The 19,952-nt window shown below is 69.2% G+C and carries 15 protein-coding genes, 1 tRNA gene and 1 riboswitch; of the genes, 13 read left to right on the top strand and 3 right to left on the bottom strand.

From position 1 onward, the window contains the following. Positions 1-2: 2 nt before the first annotated feature. A complete protein-coding gene (locus tag BLT78_RS03295; protein WP_269458067.1) occupies positions 3-737 on the bottom strand; it encodes an adenosylcobinamide-GDP ribazoletransferase in 735 nt (244 codons plus the stop codon). Positions 738-983: 246 nt separating this feature from the next. Beyond that, a riboswitch (guanidine-I (ykkC/yxkD leader) is annotated at positions 984-1,093 on the top strand. 61 nt (positions 1,094-1,154) lie between these two features. Here BLT78_RS03295 and BLT78_RS03290 point away from each other — a divergent pair. The 12 genes from BLT78_RS03290 to BLT78_RS03235 all read left to right on the top strand — a co-directional run bounded on the left by BLT78_RS03290 (position 1,155) and on the right by BLT78_RS03235 (position 16,343). Then, a complete protein-coding gene (locus BLT78_RS03290) occupies positions 1,155-2,222 on the top strand; it encodes a putative urea ABC transporter substrate-binding protein (protein WP_090347605.1) in 1,068 nt (355 codons plus the stop codon). 92 nt (positions 2,223-2,314) lie between these two features. After that, on the top strand, positions 2,315-3,130 hold the full coding sequence (locus BLT78_RS03285; protein ID WP_090347604.1) for an ABC transporter permease: 816 nt from the start codon (positions 2,315-2,317) through the stop codon (positions 3,128-3,130). Next, positions 3,127-3,918, top strand: a complete 792-nt coding sequence (locus tag BLT78_RS03280; protein WP_090347603.1) for an ABC transporter ATP-binding protein — start codon at positions 3,127-3,129, stop codon at positions 3,916-3,918. Before BLT78_RS03285 ends, BLT78_RS03280 begins: the two co-directional genes overlap by 4 nt. Before the next feature lie 12 nt (positions 3,919-3,930). Next, on the top strand, positions 3,931-4,659 hold the full coding sequence (locus BLT78_RS03275) for an urea amidolyase associated protein UAAP1 (protein WP_090347602.1): 729 nt from the start codon (positions 3,931-3,933) through the stop codon (positions 4,657-4,659). Between the two features lie 9 nt (positions 4,660-4,668). Then, complete coding sequence (locus BLT78_RS03270) at positions 4,669-5,304, top strand: urea amidolyase associated protein UAAP2 (protein WP_090347601.1); 636 nt, start codon at positions 4,669-4,671, stop codon at positions 5,302-5,304. A gap of 179 nt (positions 5,305-5,483) precedes the next feature. Next, complete coding sequence (uca, locus tag BLT78_RS03265) at positions 5,484-9,095, top strand: urea carboxylase (RefSeq protein ID WP_090352104.1); 3,612 nt, start codon at positions 5,484-5,486, stop codon at positions 9,093-9,095. A gap of 163 nt (positions 9,096-9,258) precedes the next feature. Continuing rightward, positions 9,259-11,064: an allophanate hydrolase gene (gene atzF, locus BLT78_RS03260; protein ID WP_090347600.1), complete on the top strand. Its 1,806-nt coding sequence runs from the start codon at positions 9,259-9,261 to the stop codon at positions 11,062-11,064. 193 nt (positions 11,065-11,257) lie between these two features. Beyond that, on the top strand, positions 11,258-11,728 hold the full coding sequence (locus BLT78_RS03255) for a (2Fe-2S)-binding protein (protein ID WP_090347599.1): 471 nt from the start codon (positions 11,258-11,260) through the stop codon (positions 11,726-11,728). Continuing rightward, a complete protein-coding gene (locus tag BLT78_RS03250) occupies positions 11,725-14,055 on the top strand; it encodes a xanthine dehydrogenase family protein molybdopterin-binding subunit (RefSeq protein WP_090347598.1) in 2,331 nt (776 codons plus the stop codon). Before BLT78_RS03255 ends, BLT78_RS03250 begins: the two co-directional genes overlap by 4 nt. After that, entirely contained in the window at positions 14,055-15,047 is a 993-nt protein-coding gene (locus BLT78_RS03245) for an XdhC family protein (protein ID WP_090347597.1), read from the top strand. The genes BLT78_RS03250 and BLT78_RS03245 overlap by 1 nt, the downstream gene beginning before the upstream one ends. After that, complete coding sequence (locus BLT78_RS03240; RefSeq protein WP_090347596.1) at positions 15,044-15,703, top strand: nucleotidyltransferase family protein; 660 nt, start codon at positions 15,044-15,046, stop codon at positions 15,701-15,703. The genes BLT78_RS03245 and BLT78_RS03240 overlap by 4 nt, the downstream gene beginning before the upstream one ends. A gap of 166 nt (positions 15,704-15,869) precedes the next feature. Beyond that, a complete protein-coding gene (locus BLT78_RS03235; protein ID WP_090347595.1) occupies positions 15,870-16,343 on the top strand; it encodes a hypothetical protein in 474 nt (157 codons plus the stop codon). A 189-nt stretch (positions 16,344-16,532) separates the two neighbouring features. On the opposite strand, the gene BLT78_RS03230 is transcribed toward BLT78_RS03235, so the two are convergent. Both BLT78_RS03230 and BLT78_RS21285 read right to left on the bottom strand, forming a co-directional pair. After that, the gene (locus tag BLT78_RS03230) at positions 16,533-17,972 is read right to left on the bottom strand and encodes a methylenetetrahydrofolate reductase C-terminal domain-containing protein (protein ID WP_090347594.1); all 1,440 of its coding nucleotides are present in this window, start codon (positions 17,970-17,972) and stop codon (positions 16,533-16,535) included. Between the two features lie 395 nt (positions 17,973-18,367). Beyond that, positions 18,368-18,444, bottom strand: a tRNA-Ser gene (locus BLT78_RS21285). Positions 18,445-18,593: 149 nt separating this feature from the next. On the opposite strand from BLT78_RS21285, the gene BLT78_RS03225 reads away from it, so the two are divergent. Next, complete coding sequence (locus tag BLT78_RS03225) at positions 18,594-19,940, top strand: tyrosine-type recombinase/integrase (protein WP_090347593.1); 1,347 nt, start codon at positions 18,594-18,596, stop codon at positions 19,938-19,940. Positions 19,941-19,952: the final 12 nt, after the last annotated feature.

Here is a 19,952-nt window from a genome sequence, read left to right as displayed (position 1 = left end):
GCTCACACGGCCAGAACCACCAGCACGCCGCACTCGATCAGCTCCAGCACGGCCCCGGCGGTATCCCCGGTGGTGCCGCCGATGCGCCGCAGCAGGGCACGCCGGCACAGGGCGAACAGGCCCAGCGCCACGCCCAGCGCCAGCACGCCGGGCCAGCCGGCCAGCAGGCAGGCCAGGCCGGTGGCCAGCAGCACCCGCCAGCCGGCGCGCGTCGGCACATGCGCGGCCATGGCGCTGCCCAGCCCGCCGGCGCGCACGTAGGGCGTGCCGAGCAACAGCAGCAGCAGCGCGCTGCGGCCGAGCAGCGGCGCCAGCAGCAGCGCCGCCCACTGCCCCGCCGCCAGCAGCGCCCACAGGGCGGCGAACTTGAGCAGCAGGAGGGCCACCAGGGTGATGACGGCGATCGGCCCGCAGCAGGGATCCTTCATGATCGCCAGGGTGCGCTCGCGGTCGCCGCAGCCGCCGACCCAGGCGTCCGCCGTGTCGGCCAGGCCGTCCAGGTGCAGGCCGCCGCTGGCCAGCAGCCACAGGGCCAGCAGCAGCGCCGCGGCCAGCGGCGTGGCCACGCCGCCGAGCGCCAGGGCGGCCAGCGCCAGCACGCCACCGAGCAGCAGGCCGACCAGCGGATACCACAGCAACGAGCGGCCGAGCTGCTCCGGCGCGGGCATCCCCGGCAGGCGGATCGGCAGACGGGTGAGGAATTGCAGGGCGATCAGCAGGGGCAAGGGCGGTCTCACGGGACGCTCCACGAGGGCGAAAAAACGGCCGCCACCATACGCGGCCGTCCACGGCGCGGCAAACGCCTCATCCTGGTGCACGGCCGCACCAGCCCTGCGCCCCACAAGACGGCAGCGCCGCGCAGGGAAACCGCCGGCAGCCCTGCAGGCCACGCGCCACGCGGCTCCGGCGAAACTGGCACGCCTTTCGCTAATCCATCTCCGTGCAGGAGTCACCCGCCATGCGGGCCGCGGCACCACAATCTGCAAATGGCCGACTAGGGTTCCGGCCCGCCGATCGAGACGATCGCGGGCGGCTGGTCCGAGAGTTGGCGACCTCCAGCGAGGTTACACGGCGGGACAAAAGCCCGGGAGACGAACGACGTATCCGTTACGCCGCCCCGCTCCTGCCGCCACCAACCGCCTCGGAGGAACACCATGCGCAAGCCCCGCCTTCTCGCTGCCCTCGCCGCCAGTCTCGCCGCCGCCATCAGCTTCGGCAGCCACGCCGCCCAGAAAGACCACTTCAGCGTCTGCTGGACCATCTACGCCGGCTGGATGCCGTGGGAGTACGGCGCCACCCAGGGCATCGTCGACAAGTGGGCGAAGAAGTACGGCATCGACATCGACGTGGTGCAGCTCAACGACTACGTCGAGTCGATCAACCAGTACAGCGCCGGCCAGTTCGACGGCTGCACCATGACCAACATGGACGCCCTGACCATCCCGGCCGCCGGCGGCGTGGATTCCACCGCGCTGATCGTCGGCGACTTCTCCAACGGCAACGACGGCATCGTCATCAAGGGCGAGAACCAGAGCCTCGCCGACCTCAAGGGCACTCCGGTCAACCTGGTCGAGCTGTCGGTATCGCACTACCTGCTGGCCCGCGGCCTGGAGCGCGTTGGTCTGAGCGAGCGCGACCTCAAGGTGGTCAACACCTCGGACGCCGACCTGGTGGCGGCCTTCGCCAGCGACGAGGTGAAGGCGGTGGCCACCTGGAACCCGCTGCTCGCCGAGGTGGCCGCCACCCCGGGGGTGAGCAAGGTGTTCGACTCCAGCGAGATCCCCGGCGAGATCATCGACCTGATGGTGGTCAACAGCGACACCCTCAGGGACAACCCGGCGCTGGGCAAGGCGCTGACCGGCGCCTGGTACGAAATCATGGCCACCATGAGCGCCCAGGATGCTGCCGGCAAGGCCGCCCGCGAGCACATGGCCAAGGCCTCCGGCACCGACCTGGCCGGCTTCGAGGCGCAGCTGGCGGCGACGCGGATGTTCTATTCGGCCAAGGACGCCGTGGAGTTCGCCACCAGCCCGCGCCTGCGCGAAACCATGGGCAAGGTCGCCGACTTCTCCTTCGCCCACGGCCTGCTCGGCGAAGGCGCGCCCAGCGCCGACGCGGTGGGCATGAGCTTCGCCGGCGGCCTGACCCGCGGCGACGAGGGCAACGTCAAGCTGCGCTTCGATCCCAGCTACATGCAGCTGGCCGCCGACGGCAAGCTCTGACCCCCCGGTAGGGTGCGCCGTGCGCACCAGCCCTCGCGCCCGGTGCGCACGGCGCCCCCTACCGTCGCTCTCGAACGCCATGAGGTAACCCCATGCGCCTGATCAACCGACACCCCGGCCGCAGCGGCCGCCTGCTGCTGGTGCTGCTGCCCTTCGCCCTGCTGCTGATGGCCTACTTCAGCGGCTCGGCCAGCCGGCTGGCGGACAACCCCAACGACAAGCTGCTGCCCAGCGCCACGCAGATGGCCGCGGCGGTCGAGCGCCTGGCCTTCACCCCGGACAAGCGCAGCGGCGACTACCTGTTCTGGCAGGACGCCGGCGCCAGCCTGACCCGCCTGGGGCTGGGCATCGGCATCGCCGCAGTCGCCGGCCTGTGCCTGGGCATCGCCGCCGGCAGCCTGCCGCTGTTCGCCGCGCCGCTGTCGCCGCTGCTCACCGTGCTGTCGATGGTGCCGCCGCTGGCGATCCTGCCGATCCTGTTCATCGTCTTCGGCCTCGGCGAGCTGGCCAAGGTGATGCTGATCGTCATCGGCATCACCCCGGTGCTGGCCCGCGACCTCGAGCAGCGCGCCCGCGAGATTCCCGCCGAGCTGCTGATCAAGGCGCAGACCCTCGGCGCCAGCACCTGGACGCTGATCCTGCGCGTGGTGCTGCCGCAGCTGTTGCCGCGCCTGCTGATCGCCCTGCGCCTGGTGATCGGCTCGGCCTGGCTGTTCCTGATCGCCGCCGAGGCCATCGCCAGCACCGACGGCCTCGGCTACCGGATCTTCCTGGTGCGCCGCTACATGGCGATGGACGTGATCCTGCCCTACGTGGCGTGGATCACCCTGCTCGCCTGGCTGATGGATCTGGGCCTGCGCCGGCTGACCCGGCTGGCCTTCCCCTGGTACGAAGGAGCCAAGGCATGAGCTTCATCGAGGTCAAGAACATTTGGCAGGAATACGGCGACCAGGTGGTCATCGAGCGCCTCGACCTCAAGGTCGCCGAAGGCGAGTTCTGCACCCTGGTCGGCGCCTCCGGCTGCGGCAAGTCGACCTTCCTGCGCCTGCTGCTCGGCCAGGAGCGCCCCAGCCGCGGGCAGATCCTCCTCGACGGCGCGCCGCTGGCCGGCGAGCCGGACGCCAGCCGCGGCATCGTGTTCCAGCGCTACACGGTGTTCCCGCACCTGTCGGTGCTGGACAACGTCGCCCTCGGCCTGGAACTGCCGCGCGCGCCGCTGCTCGGCCGGCTGTTCGGCGCAGCCAAGCGCGAGGCCCGCGAGCAGGCCGCCGCGATGCTCAGGAAGGTCGGCCTCGGCCACGCGCTGGACAAGTACGCCACCCAGCTGTCCGGCGGCATGCAGCAGCGCCTGGCCATCGCCCAGGCGCTGGTGATGAAACCGCGCGTGCTGCTGCTCGACGAGCCGTTCGGCGCGCTCGACCCGGGCATCCGCAAGGACATGCACGCCCTGCTGCTGGAGCTGTGGCGCGAGACCCAGCTCACCGTGTTCATGGTCACCCACGACCTGTCCGAGGGCTTCAGCCTCGGCACGCGCCTGCTGGTGTTCGACAAGGTGCGCGTCGACCCGCACGCCCCCGGCGCCTACGGCGCCCGCGTCACCTACGACATCCCCCTCAACGCCGACCGCCGCGCCGCGCGCGCGGCCGTCGACGCCCTGCCCGCGCACCTCGGCGCCGGGCTGCAATCCGCGCTGTAAAGGAGCTACCCCATGACTGCATCCCTGACCCTGCGCCCGACCCTGTACGAGGAACTCGTCCCCGGCGGCGGCCACACCTCCTTCGTGCTCAAGCGCGGCCAGGTGCTGCGCATCACCGACCTCGAAGGCGGCGCCAACGTCAGCCTGCTGCTGCTCAACGCCCAGGAAAAGAGCGAGCGCCTCAACCTGCCGGACACCCTCAAGTGCCAGCACACCGCCAAACTGACCGCCGGCCACTGCCTGTACTCGGACATGGGCCGGGTGCTGGCGGCGATCACCGCCGACACCTGCGGCTGGCACGACAGCTTCGGCGGCGTGCTGAATGCCGAGGAGGTGCGCGAGAAGTACGGCCAGGGCCGCTACCAGGAGCTGCGCAACGCCTTCTACCGCAACGGCGTGGACAACCTGCTGGTGGAGCTGGGCAAGTGGAACCTCAACCTGCAGGACCTGCTGATGCCCCTCAACCTGTTCAGCAAGGTCAGCGTGGACGGCGCCGGCAGCTTCGAGTTCGAGCCGGGCAACTCGCGCGCCGGCGACTACGTCGAGCTGTACGCGCCGATGGACACCCTGGTGGTGCTCACCGCCCTGCAGCACCCGCTCGACCCCAACCCGGTGTACTCGCCCAAGCCGCTGCAGCTCACCTGGCACCGGGTGGAGAGCGACGGCATCAGCGTGCTGTGCCGCACCTCGCGCGCGGAGAACGGCCGCGGCTTCCACAACACCGAACGTCTGTACATCTGAGGACCCGACATGAGCCTCGTCGAAAGCTCCCTGCATCCCGAAACCGCCGCGTTCCGCCACGTCATCCCGGCCGGCGAGCCCTACCTGTTCGAGGTCAAGGCCGGGCAGACCCTGCGCCTGCTCGACCTGGAAGGCAACCAGGCGGTCGACACCCTGTTCTACAGCGCGAGGAATCCGCGCGAGCGCTACGACCCGCAGCGCACCCTGCGCCGGCAGAACAACGTCTACCTGAGCGCCGGCACGGTGCTGTATTCCAACCTCGGCAATCCGCTGCTGACCATAGTCGCCGACACCTGCGGCCGCCACGACACCCTCGGCGGTGCCTGCGCCCAGGAGAGCAACACCGTGCGCTACGCGCTGGAGACGCGCTACATGCACAGCTGCCGCGACAACTTCCTGCGCGCCAGCCTCGCCGACGGCCGCCTGGAGAAGCGCGACATCGGCGCCAACATCAACTTCTTCATGAACGTGCCGGTCACCCCGGAAGGCGGCCTGACCTTCGAGGACGGCATCTCCGCGCCGGGCAAGTACGTGGAGCTGCAGGCACACATGGACGTGATCGTGCTGATCTCCAACTGCCCGCAGCTGAACAACCCGTGCAACGGCTGGAACCCGACACCGGCGCAGGTGCTGGTGTGGGACTGACGGTGGATGACCCTGCGCGGTCATCCACCCTGCGAAAGCCCCGGCAAACGTAGGGTGGGAAACGGCGAAGCCTTTCCCACCGAGCCACGCCATCGGCTGGCACCGAATACCAACCACGGACGACCGTGGTGCAGAAGATTTCCGGCGGGACGACCCGCCACTGCATGGTGGCCTCCTCCATGTTCGACAAACTCCTGATCGCCAACCGCGGCGCCATCGCCTGCCGCATCCTGCGCACCCTCCACGAACTGCGCGTAGGCGGCGTGGCCGTCTACTCCGAAGCCGACGCCGCCAGCCTGCATATCCGGCAGGCCGACGAGTCGTTCAGCCTCGGCGAAGGCCCGGCCTCCGCCACCTACCTGGTGGTGGACAAGATCCTCGCCGCGGCCAAGCAGAGCGGCGCCCAGGCCATCCACCCCGGCTACGGCTTCCTCTCCGAGAACGCCGCCTTCGCCGAGGCCTGCGAGGCCGCCGGCATCGCCTTCGTCGGCCCCACCCCGGAGCAACTGCGGGTGTTCGGCCTCAAGCACACCGCCCGCGCGCTGGCCAAACAGCACGGCGTGCCGCTGCTCGAAGGCACCGAACTGCTGGAAAGCCTCGACGCGGCGCTGGCTGCGGGCGAAACGGTCGGCTACCCGGTGATGCTCAAGAGCACCGCCGGCGGCGGCGGCATCGGCATGCGCGTGTGCCGCTCGGCCGCGGAACTCTCCGAGGCCTTCGAGGCGGTCAAGCGCCTCGGTCAGAACAACTTCAGCGACTCGGGCGTGTTCATCGAGAAGTACATCGAGCGCGCCCGCCACCTGGAAGTGCAGGTGTTCGGCGACGGCGCCGGCGAGGTGCTCGCCCTGGGCGTGCGCGACTGCTCGGTGCAGCGGCGCAACCAGAAGGTGCTGGAGGAAACCCCGGCGCCCAACCTGCCGGCCGGCATGGCCGAGGAACTCTGCGCCGCGGCGATCAAGCTGGCCAAGGCGGTCAACTACCGCAGCGCCGGGACCGTCGAGTTCGTCTACGACAGCGCGGCCCAGCGCTTCTACTTCCTCGAAGTGAACACCCGCCTGCAGGTCGAGCACGGCGTCACCGAGCAGGTGTGGGGCGTCGATCTGGTGCGCTGGATGATCGAGCTGGCCGCCGGCACGCTGGCGCCGCTCGCCGAGCTGGCCAAGACCCTCGCGCCCAGCGGCCACGCCATCCAGGCGCGCCTGTACGCCGAGGACCCGGGCCGCGACTTCCAGCCCAGCCCCGGCCTGCTCACCGCGGTGGACTTCCCGGCGGCCGACGGCCGGAGCCTGCGCATCGACACCTGGGTCGAGGCCGGCTGCGAGATTCCGCCCTACTTCGACCCGATGATCGCCAAGGTCATCGCCTGGGCGCCCACTCGGGACGAGGCCCGCGCCGCACTGGACCAGGCGCTGGCCGACTCGCTGCTGTACGGCGTGGAAACCAACCGCGACTACCTGCGGCAGATCATCCAGGATGCGCCCTTCGCCAGCGGCTCGCCCTGGACCCGTTGCCTGGAAGGCCTCGCCTACCGCGCCAGCACCTTCGAGGTGCTCAGCGCCGGCACCCAGACCACCGTGCAGGACTTCCCCGGCCGCCTCGGCTACTGGGCGGTCGGCGTGCCGCCGTCGGGGCCGATGGACGACCGCGCCCTGCGCCTGGGCAACCGCCTGCTCGGCAATGCCGAAGGCGCCGCCGGCCTGGAAATCACCATGAGCGGCCCGCTGCTGCGCTTCAACACCGACGCGGTGGTGGCGGTGACCGGCGCGGCCATTCCGGTGCAGCTCGACGGCATCGAACAGCCGATGCATACCGCGCTGTTCGTCCCCTCCGGCGCCACCCTGAGCCTCGGCACCATCGCGGGGAGTGGCGCGCGCTCCTATCTCTGCGTGCGCGGCGGCCTGCAGCTGCCGGACTATCTGGGCAGCAAGAGCACCTTCACCCTCGGCCAGTTCGGCGGCCACGGCGGCCGCGCGCTGCGCGCCGGCGACGTGCTGCACCTGGCGCCGCTGGCCGACGCCAGCGCCGGCGCCGCGCTGGCCGCCGAGCTGTGCGCGCCGCTGCCCGCCGTGCGCGAGATCCGCGTGATCTACGGCCCGCACGGCGCGCCGGAGTACTTCACCCCGGCCTACATCGACACCTTCCTCGCCAGCGACTGGGAAGTGCACTTCAACTCCAGCCGCACCGGCGTGCGCCTGATCGGGCCGAAACCCGAGTGGGTGCGCGACAGCGGCGGCGAGGCCGGCCTGCATCCGTCGAACATCCACGACAACCCGTATGCGATCGGCGCGGTGGACTTTACCGGCGACATGCCGGTGATCCTCGGCCCGGACGGGCCGAGCCTGGGCGGTTTCGTCTGCCCGGTGACGGTGATCGAGGCCGACCTCTGGCAGCTCGGCCAGCTCAAGGCCGGCGACAAGCTGCGCTTCGTGCCGGTCAGCCTGGAAACCGCCCGCGAACTGGCCAAGGCCCGCCGCGATGAAGTAGGGGCGAATTCATTCGCCTACATCGAGGCTGCAAAAGCGGCGAATGAATGCGCCCCTACAACTCCCATCGTCCTCGACCTCGGTAGTGACGACACCCGCCTGGTCGCCCGCCTGTCCGGCGACACCCACCTCTTGCTGGAGATCGGCGCACCGGAGTTGGACCTGGTGCTGCGCTTTCGCGGCCATGCGCTGATGCAGGCGCTGCAGGCGAAGGACCTCGCCGGGGTGATCGACCTGACGCCCGGCATCCGCTCGCTGCAGGTGCACTACCAGCCGGAAACCCTGCCGCTGGCCGTGCTGCTGGAGACGGTCGCCGGCCTGTGGGACGCGGTGTGCGCCGCGCAGGATCTGAAGGTGCCGTCGCGCATCGTCCACCTGCCGCTGTCCTGGGACGACCCGGCCTGCCAGCTGGCGATCGACAAGTACATGACCACGGTGCGCAAGGACGCGCCCTGGTGCCCGAGCAACCTGGAGTTCATCCGCCGGATCAACGACCTGCCCAACCTCGACGCGGTGTACCGCACGGTATTCGACGCCAGCTACCTGGTGATGGGCCTCGGCGACGTCTATCTCGGCGCGCCGGTGGCCACCCCGCTCGATCCGCGCCACCGCCTGGTGACCACCAAGTACAACCCGGCGCGCACCTGGACCGCGGAGAACTCGGTGGGCATCGGCGGCGCCTACATGTGCGTGTACGGCATGGAAGGCCCCGGCGGCTACCAGTTCGTCGGCCGCACCCTGCAGATGTGGAACCGCTACCGCGAGGTCGAAGCCTTCCGCGGCAAGCCCTGGCTGCTGCGCTTCTTCGACCAGATCCGCTTCTACCCGGTGTCCGCCGACGAGCTGCTGCGTATCCGCCGCGACTTCCCGCTCGGCCGTTTCGAGCTGCGCATCGAGGACAGCGAACTGGCGCTGGCCGACTACCAGCAGTTCCTCCAGGACGAAGCCGAGGGCATCGCCGCGTTCCGCGCCCAGCAGCGCGGCGCCTTCGCCGCCGAGCGCCAGCGCTGGATCGACTCCGGCCAGGCGCACTTCGAGGTGGAGGAAGTCGGCCCGGATCTGGGCGAGGACAGCCCGCTCGGCGCCGGCCAGCACGGTATCGACAGCCACATCGCCGGCAACCTCTGGCAGGTGCAGGTGAGCGAGGGCGAAACGGTCGCGGCCGGCGACGTGCTGGTGATCCTCGAGTCGATGAAGATGGAGATCCCCCTCACCGCCCCGGTCGGCGGCGTGGTCCGCGAGGTCCGCGTGCAGCCCGGCTCGCCGGTGCGCGCCGGCCAGCGGGTGGTGGTGCTCGAGGAGGCATAAGTCGCTGCTGATCGTTCCCACGTTGAGACGTCGAACCGTCCGCGTGGGAGCCATCGGAGCGCCGAGACAACCGTATGGTGCGCCATGCGCACCACCAGATTCATGGGTGCGCACGGCGCACCCTACGCCGTGCCATGGCACGACCGGAACAAGGAAACCGACCATGCACCATCCATTCGACCTGCGCCTCGACGCCCTGCGCGCCGCCTATCTCGACGGCCGCACCACCCCGCGCGAGCTGCTCGCCGCGCTGCGCGAGCGGGCCGCCCAGCTCAACCCGGAATTCAGGCTATTCATCCACCTGCTCAGCGCCGAGGAGCTGGAACCCTATCTGGCCGCCCTCGACGGCAGGAGTCCGGCGGAGCTGCCGCTGTACGGCGTGCCCTTCGCCATCAAGGACAACATCGACCTGGCCGGGATTCCCACGACGGCCGCCTGCCCGGCCTTCGCCTATGTGCCGCAGCAAAGCGCCACCATCGTCGAGCAGCTGCTCGCCCTCGGCGCCGTGCCGCTGGGCAAGAGCAACCTCGACCAGTTCGCCACCGGCCTCAACGGCACCCGCTCGCCCTACGGCGCGTGCCGCAACAGCCTGCACCCGGACTACCCGGCCGGCGGCTCCAGCTCCGGCTCGGCGCTGGCGGTGGCGCTGGGCCTGGCCAGCTTCGCCCTCGGCACCGACACCGCCGGCAGCGGCCGGGTGCCGGCGGCGCTGAACAACCTGGTCGGCCTCAAGGCGACCAAGGGGCTGATCTCCACCGCCGGGGTGGTGCCGGCCTGCCGCACGCTGGATTGCGTAACCTTCTTCACCGCCACCGCCCGCGAGGCCAGCCAACTGCTGGCGCTGACCGCCAGGTTCGATCCGCGCGACGACTACAGCCGCGCCAACCCGCTGTGGAACGACGCCTCGGCCTTCGGCGCGCCGCGCCCGTTCCGCTTCGGCGTGCCGCGCACACAGGACCTGCGGTTCTTCGGCTGCAGCGAAGGCCCGCTGCAGTTCGCCGCCGCCATACACCAGCTGGAAAGCCTGGGCGGCACGCCGGTGGAGATCGATTTTTCGCCCTTCCTCGAAGCCGCGCGGCTGCTCTACGAGGGGCCGTGGGTGGCCGAGCGCTACAGCGTGGCCGGCGAGCTGGTCGAGCGCGAGCCCGAGGCGGTGCTGCCGGTGATCCGTGCGGTGCTGGCCCAGGCGCCCGGCGCCACGGCGGTCGAGGCGTTCCGCGCCCAGTACCGCCTGCAGGCGCTCAAGGCGCAGTGCGACCGCATCCTCGCCGAGCTGGACTGCGTGCTCACCCCGACCATCGGCCGCCCGGTGACCCTGGCCGAGCTGCACGCGGAACCGGTGCTGCGCAACTCCGAGCTGGGCTGGTACACCAACTTCATGAACCTGCTGGACTACACGGCGGTGGCGGTACCCAGCGGGGTCATGGCCAACGGCCTGCCGTGGGGCGTGACCCTGTTCGGCCGCGCCTTCACCGACCAGTACCTGCTCGGCCTGGCCGACGCCGTGCAGCGCCGGCACGCCCTGCCGCTGGCCGGCGGCCGCGCCCTCGACCTGCCGGCACCGGCGACCCCGGCACGCAACGACCTGGCCCGCGTGGTGGTATGCGGCGCGCATCTGGCCGGCCTGCCGCTCAACTGGCAACTCGTCCAGCGCGGCGGCCGGCTGGTCGAGGCCACCCGCAGCGCGCCCCATTACAAACTGTACGCGCTGGCCGGCGGCCCGCCGCTGCGCCCGGGCATGGTCCGCGTCGGCGAAGGCGGCGCGGCCATCGCCGTGGAGGTCTGGGAACTGCCCAGCCGCGAGCTGAGCTCCTTCCTCGCCGGCATCCCGGCGCCGCTGGGGCTGGGCAAGGTCGAGCTGGAAGACGGCCGCTGGGAAACCGGCTTCATCTGCGACGGCTACGGCCTGGTGGGCGCCGAGGACATCAGCCATTTCGGCGGCTGGCGGGCCTGGCTGCAGTCCCGCTGATCACCAGCCTCACAATGTGCACCCGCAACGCCGCCGGCCCCACCGGCGGCGTTTTGCATTTGCAGCATTTGCCTCTCGACGTTGCGCCCCCCGATTGGGCTAAAGTCTCACTCGACCGTCTGTCGACCGGCGCCTACTGCTGACAGCTCCCCTGCCGCGACAGCACCGTGACCACCACAAGGATAATGCGGCGATGATCACCCTCAACCTGAACGGTACGGATCACCAGCTCGATGTCCCCGAGGAGATGCCCCTGCTGTGGGCGCTGCGCGACGTCGTCGGCTACACCGGCACCAAGTTCGGCTGCGGCATGGGGCAGTGCGGCGCCTGCACACTGCACCTCGACGGCCAGGCCGTGCGCGGCTGTCTCACTTCGGTCGGCCAGGCGCTCGGCAAACGGGTCACCACCATCGAGGCGCTGCACGAAGACCCGGTGGGCAAGGTGGTCCAGCAGGCCTGGCTGGAGCATGCCGTGGCCCAGTGCGGCTACTGCCAGGGCGGGCAGATCATGGCCGCCACCGCGCTGCTCAGGGGCAACCGCAATCCCGACGACGGCCAGATCAAGGCGGCGATGGTCGGCAACATCTGCCGCTGCGGCACCTACACGCGCATCCGCGCGGCCATCCAGAGCGCGGCCGGCAAGCTGCAGGAGGCACAGGCATGAGCCAGCACGAGCAGGACGCACCCGAACGCGACGAGCTGGTGGTCGTCAACCTCAGTCGTCGCGGCTTCCTCAAGGGCATCGCCGCCACCGGTGCGTTGGTGGTCGCTGCCAGCTGGGGCATGCCCGAGGCCTTCGCCGCCAGCAAGAGGAACGCCTTCGGCGCCGACGCCATGCCGCACGGTTGGGTCGACAACCCCAAGGTGTTCCTCAGCATCGCCGCCGATGGTCTGGTGACCTTCGTCTGCCACCGCGCCGAGATGGGCCAGGGCGTGCGCACCAGCCTGGCCATGGTGGTGGCCGACGAGCTGGAAGCGGACTGGGAGATGATGCGCGTGGTGCAGGCGCCAGGCGACGAGGAACGTTTCGGCAACCAGGACACCGACGGCTCGCGCAGCATGCGCCACTGGTTCGCCCCGCTGCGCCGCTGCGGTGCCGCCGCCCGGCAGATGCTCGAGCAGGCCGCGGCCAACCAGTGGCAGGTGCCACTGGCCGAGTGCCGCGCCGCGGGCCACCAGGTGCTGCACGTACCGAGCGGACGCAGCCTGGGCTACGGTGCGCTGGCCGAGGCCGCGGCGGCGCTGGAGGTGCCGCCGCGCAACAAGCTGCGGCTGAAGAAGGCCGAGGAATTCCGCTACATCGGCAAGGACTCCAACCGCGCCATCGACGGAGCAGACATCGTCCGCGGCCGCGCGGTATTCGGCGCCGACGTGCGCTTCGACAACATGCTCTACGCGGTGATCGCCCGCCCGCCGGTGTACGGCGGCACCCTGAAGAGCCACGACGCCAGCGCCGCGCTGCAGGTCCCCGGGGTGCTCCGGGTGGTGGAGATCAGCGCCACGCCCCTGCCCTCGGAGTTCCAGCCGCTCGGCGGCCTCGCCGTGGTGGCCAGCAACACCTGGGCGGCGATCCGGGGCCGCGAGGCTCTCCAGCTGGAATGGGACGATGGCGCCAACGCCGGCTACGACTCGCATACCTACCGCCAGGAGCTGAGCAAGGCCGCGCGGGCGCCGGGCAAGCGCCTGCGCAGCATGGGCAGCGTGGATACCGCGTTCAAGAAGGGCAAGCAGGTGCTCGAGGCCGAGTACTATCTGCCGCACCTGGCCCAGGCGCCGATGGAGCCGCCGGTGGCCACCGCCATCTTCACCGACGGCGCCTGCGAGGTGTGGGCCCCCAGCCAGGCGCCGCAGGCGGCACGCCAGCGCATCGCCGAACGCCTGGGCATTCCCTTCGCGCAGGTGACGCTCAACGTCACCCTGCTCGGCGGCGGTTTCGGCCGCAAGTCCAAGCCCGACTTCATCATCGAGGCGGCGCTGCTGGCCAGGGAGTTCCCCGGGCGCCACGTGCGCGTGCAGTGGACCCGCGAGGACGATCTGCAGCACTCCTATTTCCATACCGTGTCGGTGCAGTACCTGCGCGGCGCCCTCGACGACAAGGGCCAGGCCAGCGCCTGGCTGCACCGCAGCGTGGCACCGAGCATCGGAGCGCTGTTCGGGCCGCAGGCGCGCAACCTGCAGCCCTTCGAGCTGGGCATGGGCTTCGTCGGCCTGCCCTGGCGCATCCCCAACCTGCGCCAGGAGAATCCCGAGGCGGCCGTGCATACCCGGGTCGGCTGGTATCGCTCGGTGGTCAACATCCCCCACGCCTTCGCCATCCAGAGCTTCGTCGCCGAGCTGGCGGCGGCGGCCGGCCGTGACCATCGCGACTTCCTGCTCGAACTGATCGGCTCGCCACGCAAGATCGATCCGGCCCTGCTCGCCGACACCACCAACTACGGCGAGTCGCCCAGCCTCTATCCGCTCGATACCGGGCGCCTGCGCGCGGTGATCGAGGAGGCCACCCGCCAGGCCGGCTGGGGCCAGCAGCTACCGCCGGGGCACGGCCTGGGCCTGGCGGTGCATTACAGCTTCGTCAGCTACGTGGCGGTGGTGCTGGACGTCGAGGTGCGTACCGACGGCGTGCTGATCGTCAACAAGGCGACCATGGCGGTGGACTGCGGCCCGGTGGTCAACCCCGAGCGTGTCCGCGCGCAGATGGAGGGGGCCTGCGTGATGGGCCTGAGCAACGCCGCGCTCGGCGAGATCAGCTTCCACCAGGGCCGTGTCGAGCAGAGCAACCTGCACAACTACCAGGTGGCGCGCATGCCGCTGGCGCCGCGCGAGATCGCCGTGCACCTGATGCGCCCCGAGGGCGAGGTGCCGCTGGGCGGCGTCGGCGAACCGGGCGTGCCGCCGATCGCTCCGGCGCTGTGCAACGCCATCTTCGCCGCCACCGGCAAGCGCATCCGCGAGCTGCCGATCCGCAACCAGCTGATGGACTGGAAGGTCTGATGGACAGCGTCGACTTCGACGTGCTCGACCGCGTGCTGGCCTGGCGCCGCGCCGGCCAGCGTGTGCTGCTGTACACCGTGGTGCAGACCTGGGGCAGCGCGCCGCGTCCGCCGGGCGCCATGCTCGCCGTGCGCGGCGACGGCCTGCTGGTCGGCTCGGTGTCCGGCGGCTGCATCGAGGACGACCTGCTCGCGCGCCTGCGCGACGGCCGCGCGGCGCGCGCCACCGCCGGCGTGCAACTGCTGACCTACGGGGTCAGCCGCGAGGAAGCGGCGCGCTTCGGCCTACCCTGCGGCGGCACCCTGCGCCTGACCGAGGAGGAGGTCGCCGACTGCGCCTGGGTCGAGGAGCTGCTAGCGCGCTGCGCGGCACATCGGCTGGTGGCCCGCGAGCTGGAACTGGCCAGCGGCCGGGTGACCCTGCACGACGCCGTACCCACCGAGACGCTGCAGTTCGACGGCGCGCGCCTGCGCGCGGTGTACGGCCCGCGCTGGCGTCTGCTGCTGATCGGCGCCGGCCAGCTGTCGCGCTACGTCAGCGCGATGGCGCGGATGCTCGACTTCGAGGTGCTGGTCTGCGATCCGCGCGAGGAGTTCGCCCACGGCTGGGCGGACGACCACGCGCGCTTCGTTCCCGGCATGCCGGACGACGCCGTGCTGGCCATCGCGCCCGACGAGCGCACCGCCATAGTCGCGCTCACCCATGATCCGCGCCTGGACGACATGGCCCTGCTCACCGCACTCGGCTCGCGGGCCTTCTACGTCGGCGCGCTCGGCTCGCGGCTCAACAGCGCCAGGCGCCGCGAACGGCTGGCCAGCCTCGGTTTGCCGGCCACCGACATCGCCCGCCTGCACGGCCCGATCGGCCTGCCGATCGGCAGCCACACGCCGCCGGAGATCGCCCTGTCGCTGCTCGCCGAGATTGTCGCACTGAAGAACGGCGCGGCCGTCGCTCGCCCCGCCCGTCAGGATGTCTGCGGGCAACCGGCATGAACGGCGTGTGCGCCGTGCTGCTGGCCGCCGGTCTCGGCAGCCGCTACCGCGAACAGGCCGGCGCCGCTCAGGACAAGCTGCTGGCCAGTTGCAGCGGCCGCGACGGCAGCCAGAGGCCGGTGCTGGAACACGCCGTGCGAGCGCTGCACGGCTCGGTGGAGCGCCTGCTGCTGGTCACCCGACCGGACAACACCGGGGTGCTGACCCTCGCCCGTCGCCTCGACCTCGAGGTGCTCACCCTGGCCTCGGCAGGCATGGGCGACAGCCTGGCCGCCGCCATACGCCATAGCGCCGACAGCCGCGGCTGGCTGATCGCCCTCGGTGACATGCCGTTCATCCAGCCGGACACCGTGGCGCTGGTCGTCGCTGCATTGGAGCATGACAGCCTGGTGGCGCCGACTTTCCGCGGCAGACGGGGGCATCCGGTAGGCTTCGGCAATCTCCACGGCCTGGCGCTGGCCCAGCTGACCGGCGAGCACGGCGCACGGGCACTGCTGAAGGAGCGGCCGCTACGCGAGTTGCCGGTCGACGATCCCGGCGTGCTGTGGGACGTGGATACGCCGGCGGGGCTGGTATTGGCTCAGCAACTGGCCGGCGGCCGGCTCGATGTCGATCCCTGCGCCCAAAGCGGCAGGTACAAAGGTGCAAGGTGCTGATGGGCACCACGGGGTGATACGCCCACCGGCTGTGCAAGTGGATCGCCTCGCCCCACTCGGCGCCATTGGCGCCGCCAGCGAGTGAGACTTTCGTTTCCGGCACTCCCGCTGCCCAAAGCCATGAGCTATCATTCTGTGAACTGCATCACATCATGGACGAACCTTCATGGCACGACGCCGCCGCAGACCACTCTCCCCCATCGCCTGGCTTCTGGGCGTGATCATCTCCGTCTCGGGCGTCTACACCGTCTACCAGGCGCGCACCGCTGCCATCGAGAACATGGCCCAGCGGCAGATCGAGCATTCCAGGGCAACCACCCAGAAACTCCAGCAGCAACAGCAGGCCCGGCAGCAGCAACTGGCGCCCCAGGTTCCGCTCAGCCCTGAGCAGCTCGTTCACCAACAGGCGCTCCAGACAGCCGAACGGCGCCGTCAGGCCGAACTGGCGACAGCGGCACGCCTGAAGCAGGCTGAGCTCGCCAAGAAGGAAGAGGCATGGGAGCGCTTCTACTCAATGCCCTCTTCCTGCCGGTACCCCGAGTCGGACAAGCGCGTTGCCGCCTGCAAGGCAGCGGAAAGTCAGGCCTGGCAGCAGTTCGAGGCAGCCTGGACCTCGGGGCAGTTGCAGAGCCAGCGCTGAATTTCGCAAGGCGCCTACATCCGCATGACGAAATCTTCACGCCCCGGGCGCTAATCTACAGGGACTGAGAGTTTCCCCTATTCGCCCCGCCACCCCGCGGGGCTTTTTGTTTCCGCCAAGGTGCAAAGCCAGCCATCGGAGATGGCCGACCCTGTCCCACCGCTGGGCAGGCGCTGCGGCCAGGCCAGCTCAGCGTGATGACTCAAACCAGGCCGGCCAGGAACTCTGGTGGCGCGTGCCCTCTTCCACGCACGGTATCAGACGGTCTTTCAGTACCGCGGTCTGGCGCACGGCCTGGGCGGTGCGGTACTTGACGCTATGTATGCACTCCCGGTCGCCAAACTCGCAGCGGTTGAGCGAGGTGCCGCCGCAGGGTCCGTTGGCGAGGCCCTTGGGACAGGTTTCGGGGCAGATGTAGAGGGTGTCCTGCAGGCGGCAGCGTCCGCAGGTATCGCAACCCACCAGCGGCCTCTTCACGCCGCGCTCCAGACGATGCAGCAGGCGCGCCCCCGCGGGGGTCGACCACACCGGGCGCTGCAGCGTCCAGCCAAACGCCTGGCTCAGCCATCTGCGGCGATCGAACAGCAGCGCATGCACGCCGGACAGCAGTTGGTAGCGCAGCATCTCCCTGCTCGAGGCGCTGACGCTGGCCTCACCCAGCCGCCAGTTCGCCTCTGGCGGGTGGAAGGTCACCGCCGGCCCCCCCGGCATCCGCCAGCAGGCATCCCAGGCCGGGGCCCACTCCTCCAGCGAGTGGATTCGCGCCTGCCAGTCGTTGATCGCCTGCTCCAGCGTCAGCAGTTGCTCCAAACCATGAATGCCGGACAGGTGAATCCCGGCGTAGCCCATCAAGCGCAGGCCGATGATCTGCAGCGCAAGCCTGTCGAGGCTGCGCGCCTGGGCATGGGCCCTGGATACGGCCGCCTCGGCTTCGAGCAGGCCGAGCATCGAGGGCGTGACCACGATACCGGCTACCTGCCTGAAGATCCTGGCGCGGCTCAGGGTCAGGGCCATGACGCAGGCGAGCAGCGGCCTGGGCGCAGGCTGGCGGCTCATCCAGTGCATGGCTTCCTGGTGCTTGCAGGCGTCGTAGCCCAGTTGCAGGGACAGGAAGTCCGCGCCGGCGGCGAGCTTCTTCTCGGCCTTGAAGTACTGCGCGCCGCCCTCCTCCTCGCGGTACTTGAACGGATGCATCGCGGCGCCCAGCAGCCAGTCCGGACGTGCCTGGCGAACCATCTGCAGCGCGGCCACCGACTCCAGATAGCGCACCGGGCGCTGGCCGGGCTCATGCCCCGGCAGCCGGTCGCCGGTGAGCAGCAGAAGCTGGTCGAGACCGGCGGCATCCATCTGCTGCAGCTGCGCCAGCAGGTGGCGGCGTTCGCGGTCCTTGCCAGCGAAGTGCAGCAGCGCGGGGAGCGGTCGCTTGAAGCTGGCGAACGCATCCAGCGGCGACATTTCCACGGGGCTGCCGACTCGGTCGGCGATGGCCACCGTCATGGGCCAGCCGCACAGGTGCGCGCGGGCCATGAGCGCTTCGATGCTGGCGAAGCTCTCGCCGGAGGACTTGGGGACGAACTCCATGACGCAGACGAAGGTTTTATCGTGCAGCGCCTTTTTCAGCTGGCTCATCGGGCATCGGTCATCCCATGGAATCAGGACGACATTGTCGGGAGAAGGTGATGCGGGGAGATGTCTGCAAGCGCAGGGAAATGTTTCGAAAGAGACATTCGAGCGGCTGGTCAGCCTCGACACCGAGTTTTCGCGAGATACGCACCCGCTCAGCGTGACAGTACCGGCTGGCCGAAAAGAACTGGCAGGGTATCTGCCGGCCACGCCGGCGAGGAAATGGAGAAAAGCGACCGGCAGCGCGACCATGCCGATGTCGCCTGGTCGGAGGTTGCTCCCGATCCGGATATCCGCGAAATCAGGGCCGAGTCGTGCGCCGCTCTCGCACTTGGATTGCGCAGCAGCCGGAAACTAAAAAGGCCCAAACACAATGAGTGCTTGAGCCTTTTGGGGAATTTTGGTCGGGACGGAGTGATTCGAACACTCGACCCCTTGCACCCCATAAGGGTAATTACCCGTCCACCACGATCTCCCGCTTTCTATCAAATCCTCTGCAACCCTTGAAAATAAAGGGCTGTAGCCTTTCAATCGTCCACGAGCATCCATTAGGATTCGCCTCAAGCTACGCTCAAACGGTCACCAAACGGTCACGGGATTGGGCAAACGGTCACGAGGAGGAAAACTATGGGCGAAATCACCGACAGGCAGATGAGCACCAAGCCCGCGGAAAAGGATATCTGGCTGAACGAGTCAGCACCCAAAGGGCATGGACGCTTCATCGCACGCATCACTCCCGGTGGGGATCGCCTTTTCTACTACCGCTACACAGACTCTGCCGGCAAACGCGTTCGACTCCCACTCGGTGCCTACGACCGCGACGGCACCACGGGGCTGACCTTGAAGTCAGCACGTCAGCGGGCACGTGAACTGACGGATCTTTATCTGAATGGCATTACTGACCTACGGGAGCACCTACAGGCCGAGGAAGCTGCGCGTATTGCCGCGCGCGATGCCGAAATGGCGCGACTGGCAGATGAGAAGGCCGCTGCCGAAGCCGAGCAAGCGCGCCAGGCCGCCCGCAAAAGCGTTGGCGAGCTCTTCGATGACTGGGCCAGGGTCGACCTGATCAAGCGTAAGGATAAGGGGGCTGAAGTCCGCCGCATGTTCCAGAAGGACGTACTCCCCTTCATTGGTCATCTCGCGGTTGCTGACGTGAGGAAAGGGCATATCACCGAAGTGACCGATGCCCTGCTCGCCCGCGGCGTCAATCGCATGGCCAAGCTGATCTTCAGCCTGATGCGCCAGATGTTTCGCTTTGCTGTCGACCGTGACCTGATTGAGCATGACCCCACAGCCAACATCCGCAAGGCCAAGATCGGCGGCAAAGATGTCGAACGCGACCGTGTTCTAAGTGATGACGAGATCCGCCTCCTAGCCCAGAAAGCACCCGAGGCCGGGCTACTGGCCACATCCGAAGCCGCAATCTGGATCGCCCTCTCAACGTGCTGCAGAATCGGTGAACTGCTGGCCGCACGCTGGGAGCACATCGACTGGGAGAAAAGCACCTGGCTGATCCCTGCCGAGAACAGCAAAAACGGCAGATCGCACACCGTGATGCTGTCGCCGTTCGCCATCAAGCAATTCAAGAAGATGCAGGACATCAACGGCTCCTCCCTCTGGTGTTACCCCAATACTGACAACAGCGGGCCAGTATGTCCGAAGACCGTGACCAAGCAGCTGGGCGATCGCCAGCGCTCACCTGAGCAGGGCACCATGAGCCGACGCAGCGCCAAGGCCCAAGCTTTGTTGCTACCAGCTGGAAAGTGGACGCCGCATGACTTGCGCAGAACCGGAGCCACCTTGATGACTGCGCTCGGCGTACTGCCGGAAGTTGCCGAGCGCTGCCTGAACCACACCGAGGAAAACAAAGTGAAGCGTACCTATCAGCGGCATAGCTACACCGCTGAGATGACTGAGGCCTGGATGCGCTTGGGAGAGCGCATTGAGCAGCTAACGTCAACGGAACCATGAGTACGGCTGCAG

The organism is Pseudomonas oryzae, from assembly GCF_900104805.1.
In the GTDB taxonomy this organism is placed as follows: Bacteria; Pseudomonadota; Gammaproteobacteria; order Pseudomonadales; family Pseudomonadaceae; genus Geopseudomonas; species Geopseudomonas oryzae.
This window is presented reverse-complemented; position numbering and strand designations above follow the sequence as displayed.

Coding starts and splice junctions, on each gene's coding strand:
- BLT78_RS03290 (WP_090347605.1), top strand. CDS start 1,155: ATGCGCAAGCCCCGCCTTCTCGCTGCCCTCGCCGCCAGTCTCGCCGCC.
- BLT78_RS03270 (WP_090347601.1), top strand. CDS start 4,669: ATGAGCCTCGTCGAAAGCTCCCTGCATCCCGAAACCGCCGCGTTCCGC.
- BLT78_RS03275 (WP_090347602.1), top strand. CDS start 3,931: ATGACTGCATCCCTGACCCTGCGCCCGACCCTGTACGAGGAACTCGTC.
- atzF (WP_090347600.1), top strand. CDS start 9,259: ATGCACCATCCATTCGACCTGCGCCTCGACGCCCTGCGCGCCGCCTAT.
- BLT78_RS03240 (WP_090347596.1), top strand. CDS start 15,044: ATGAACGGCGTGTGCGCCGTGCTGCTGGCCGCCGGTCTCGGCAGCCGC.
- BLT78_RS03280 (WP_090347603.1), top strand. CDS start 3,127: ATGAGCTTCATCGAGGTCAAGAACATTTGGCAGGAATACGGCGACCAG.
- BLT78_RS03245 (WP_090347597.1), top strand. CDS start 14,055: ATGGACAGCGTCGACTTCGACGTGCTCGACCGCGTGCTGGCCTGGCGC.
- BLT78_RS03250 (WP_090347598.1), top strand. CDS start 11,725: ATGAGCCAGCACGAGCAGGACGCACCCGAACGCGACGAGCTGGTGGTC.
- BLT78_RS03235 (WP_090347595.1), top strand. CDS start 15,870: ATGGCACGACGCCGCCGCAGACCACTCTCCCCCATCGCCTGGCTTCTG.
- BLT78_RS03230 (WP_090347594.1), bottom strand. CDS start 17,972: ATGAGCCAGCTGAAAAAGGCGCTGCACGATAAAACCTTCGTCTGCGTC.
- uca (WP_090352104.1), top strand. CDS start 5,484: ATGTTCGACAAACTCCTGATCGCCAACCGCGGCGCCATCGCCTGCCGC.
- BLT78_RS03285 (WP_090347604.1), top strand. CDS start 2,315: ATGCGCCTGATCAACCGACACCCCGGCCGCAGCGGCCGCCTGCTGCTG.
- BLT78_RS03225 (WP_090347593.1), top strand. CDS start 18,594: ATGGGCGAAATCACCGACAGGCAGATGAGCACCAAGCCCGCGGAAAAG.
- BLT78_RS03255 (WP_090347599.1), top strand. CDS start 11,258: ATGATCACCCTCAACCTGAACGGTACGGATCACCAGCTCGATGTCCCC.